The following is a 3,017-nucleotide window of genomic DNA, read 5'->3' on the forward strand; positions in this document are numbered from 1 at the left end:
GCCTTGATGCGCGCATGGCGATCCCGCTCGTCTAGTTCGAGCTTGCGGCTCGCCAGCTCTCCCATGGCGGTGGTGACGCCATAGATGACCGGTGGCGGATCGGATTCGATCAGCCTCAGAAACGAAGCGCGGCATTCGGCGATGCGCTGCAACGCCTTCTCGCCGATCGCCACCGTGTCCTTCTTCCAGGCGACGCGGAAAACAGTGTCGAGGTTGATGTCCTCACGCGTCGACAGGCTAACTGGCATGCTTCACACCGCTGATTAAGGGACTTTAGTAGAGTGGTTCCTCGAACAGCGTCTTGTCGCCGTCGACCAGCGCCTTGATCTGCGCGGTACCGTCGCCGGCGAGCGCAAGACGGATGCCGAACGGCCGCACCCGCATGTCGTTCTGGATCGCCATCCCCTCGCCCTCCGGCAGATAGAAGCGCTCGATGCCGTAGTCCGGCGCGATGGTCGCCTCTTCACCGCGAAGGTCCCAGCCCTCGGCGACATGGCCTAGAATATCGGCCTCGTCGGCGGCGGCCAGTGTTGGCGCCTTGCCGAACCAGGCGGTCGTCGGCTGCCAATAGTTGTCGGCGCCCTTCTTCAGGCGCACGACAATCGAGTTGTCGTCGCTGGAAAACTTGTCGGGCGGAATGTTGGCGGTCATTTTCACCGGTATGCGCGAAATCTCGTAGCCCAGGATAATATAATCGCCGCGCAGGAGGTCGCGCGGATCGACAGGTTCGATCTTCAGCAGGACTTCCTTGCCGTTGCGCAGGATCGCCGCCCGGCCGGCGATGATCCAGCTCAGGAAGCCGATCTGGACGAGCGCCAGCAGCAGTGCCGAGATGACAAGCCTTTTCCCGATGATCATGCCGTGGCTCCTTTGGCATCTGGACCCTTCATGCGTTTTTCCACGCGGATGATGACGATCGCAAGGATGCCGAGCAGCACCGCGGCGGCAAGGAAGAAGCCGGCTGTATCGAGCATCGATTGCAAGGTCACCACATAGATGATGGCGAGTTCGAAGGCGAAGCCGAGATAGGCAAGCCAGCGCAGCCCGCGGCTCTCCCGTCCTGCCAGCACGACTGCCGCAACGATGCCGGCCAGGGCAACGACCGAAGCGATGGCGAAACCGCTTTCGTAGGTGCTTTTATCGGCCAGTTCGAACTGGATCATTGCGAGGCCGGCGAGGAAGCCGAGCAATGCGTGCAAGGGCAATCGGCCGCCGAGCTGCACGACCCGGTCGACCGGATCCGGCGCGAAGACCGAGGCCGCGAACAGCAGCGCCGAGACGACGACCAGCGGGATCGCCACCTGCAGCGTGTCGTGGTTGGTGACGAGCAGCACAAGATAGAACAAGACCGACAGGATGATCAGGTGGCGCGCCGCCCGGCTGCGGGTCCAGAACGAGACGGCAAACAGCACGATCGCCATAATCAAAAAGGCATGCGGAAATTCGCTGCGGCTGTAGTAGTCGAAGCCTTTCAGGAACAGCCAGGCATCGGCGATGCCGACCGAAGCCATGGTCAACGGATTCGAACGCAGCGCCACCGCCGCCAGCGCCGTGCCGGCGCCCCAGGTGACCAGAGCCGAGGCCTCGTCGCCCGAGAGATGATACATCTGGCCGATCAGCACGATCGAGCCGCCGAAAGCCGCAGCCGCCACGATCCAGAGCGCTTCCCCGATCGCCGCATGGTCGCGGGCCTTCAGCACCGCGCCGCCGACATAGCCACCAAGGATGACGGCAAACAGTGCCGCCACGCGCGCCAGCCGCGGGATCGCGTCCCAATTGGCGGCGACGAAAATCAGGATGGCGGCTCCGAACAGCACGGCAGCCATCATCGCCAGGATAGAGCCGAAGCTGAGCGACTTGCGCTCGTTGGCCTCGACATCGCGCGAAAGCGAATCGGCTGTGGCGGCGTCAATCAGCCCGGCCTGCAGCCAACGCGCGATATCCGCCCTGACCCGCGACGAATACCCCGCCATGCTGCGTCTCCCCCAAGTTTGGTCTTTTTTTCAGCCGATCCGGTCAAATCGTTGACGCGGCGACATTTTCCGATTCGGGTTTCTTTGTGTCAGGTCCGTGAACGCCCGTTAATGCTGCATTGCACAATTTGCATTGCTGCCATGCAGCCATAGCGCTTTTAAATCGATATGGGTCCGCCTATTTATAGTTCGTACACAAACGGAATGATCCGCAAGAAAGACGAAACGAGAACTACCATGAACCTGATCCGCAACTACCGCAACTGGCGCCGCTACAGGGACACCGTGTCCGAGCTGAGCCGCCTGAGCAACCGTGAACTGACCGACCTCGGCATCAGCCGCAGCGACATTCCTTACGTCGCTCGCAAGGCGGTCTAATTCTTCGGACCGCGAATGGTCCGAACCAGTTTTGAAAAAAGAGAACGACAATGAACCTGATCCGCAATTATCGTAACTGGCGCGTTTATCGCGAGACGGTTACCGAGCTGGGTCGCCTTTCCAACCGCCAGCTGCATGATCTCGGTATCGTCCGCGACGAAATCAAGATGATCGCCCGCCAGGCGATCTAACCAGAATTTCGCCAGGGTCGACCTCCTCCCCGACCTTGACGAATACGGTCACCCCTTACCTCCTCCCAAGGGTTGACCACAAAAACGGCGCCCGCCGCACCTCCTCCCGCGGCGGGCGTTGTTTCCCCGGGGCAAATTTTGCCCCAAAGGTTTCGCCCCTTTTCAAACGGCGAAAGAGTTTTCGTCAAAGCCGACCTCCTCCCCGGCGATGACGAATAGGCCCGACCTTCACCTCCTCCCGAGGGTTGGCCACAAAAACGGCGCCCGCTGCACCTCCTCCCGCGGCGGGCGCTGTTTTCCCCGGAGTAAAACGAATTTGCTCCAGAGGTTTCGCCCCTTTTAAAAATGGCGAAAGGAATTTCGTCAAAGCCGACCATATTCGTAATCGCAGGGGAGGAGGTCGGCTTTGACGAAAACTCTTTCGCCGTTTGAAAAGGGGCGAAACATTTGGGGCAAAATTTGCCCCGGGGAAACA

At 60.6% G+C, this 3,017-nt stretch carries 5 protein-coding genes; 2 read left to right on the forward strand and 3 right to left on the reverse strand.

Annotated features, from left to right (window positions below):
* From EOD15_RS31720 to EOD15_RS31730, 3 genes are all read right to left on the reverse strand, one after another.
* Nucleotides 1-248, reverse strand: a 248-nt coding sequence (locus tag EOD15_RS31720; RefSeq protein ID WP_148129738.1) for an aromatic amino acid lyase, incomplete at its 3' end; no start/stop codon positions are given.
* Nucleotides 249-273: 25 nt separating this feature from the next.
* Entirely contained in the window at nt 274-858 is a 585-nt protein-coding gene (locus EOD15_RS31725; protein ID WP_127409180.1) for a GDYXXLXY domain-containing protein, read from the reverse strand.
* Nucleotides 855-1,973, reverse strand: a complete 1,119-nt coding sequence (locus EOD15_RS31730; protein ID WP_127409181.1) for a DUF2157 domain-containing protein — start codon at nt 1,971-1,973, stop codon at nt 855-857. Before EOD15_RS31730 ends, EOD15_RS31725 begins: the two co-directional genes overlap by 4 nt.
* 237 nt (nt 1,974-2,210) lie before the next feature.
* Between EOD15_RS31730 and EOD15_RS31735 the strand changes: the two genes are divergently transcribed.
* Nucleotides 2,211-2,351 carry a DUF1127 domain-containing protein gene (locus EOD15_RS31735; protein ID WP_013531315.1) on the forward strand — a complete coding sequence of 47 codons (141 nt, stop codon included), beginning with the start codon at nt 2,211-2,213 and terminating at the stop codon, nt 2,349-2,351.
* Nucleotides 2,352-2,401: 50 nt separating this feature from the next.
* Complete coding sequence (locus EOD15_RS31740; RefSeq protein WP_127323233.1) at nt 2,402-2,542, forward strand: DUF1127 domain-containing protein; 141 nt, start codon at nt 2,402-2,404, stop codon at nt 2,540-2,542.
* Nucleotides 2,543-3,017 lie beyond the last annotated feature (475 nt).

This window comes from Mesorhizobium sp. M7A.T.Ca.US.000.02.2.1 (genome assembly GCF_003996995.1).
In the GTDB taxonomy this organism is placed as follows: Bacteria; Pseudomonadota; Alphaproteobacteria; order Rhizobiales; family Rhizobiaceae; genus Mesorhizobium.

Bases quoted from the DNA above. Each gene is read 5' to 3' on its own strand.
- EOD15_RS31725 (WP_127409180.1), bottom strand. From the start codon at position 858: ATGATCATCGGGAAAAGGCTTGTCATCTCGGCACTGCTGCTGGCGCTC.
- EOD15_RS31730 (WP_127409181.1), bottom strand. From the start codon at position 1,973: ATGGCGGGGTATTCGTCGCGGGTCAGGGCGGATATCGCGCGTTGGCTG.
- EOD15_RS31735 (WP_013531315.1), top strand. From the start codon at position 2,211: ATGAACCTGATCCGCAACTACCGCAACTGGCGCCGCTACAGGGACACC.
- EOD15_RS31740 (WP_127323233.1), top strand. From the start codon at position 2,402: ATGAACCTGATCCGCAATTATCGTAACTGGCGCGTTTATCGCGAGACG.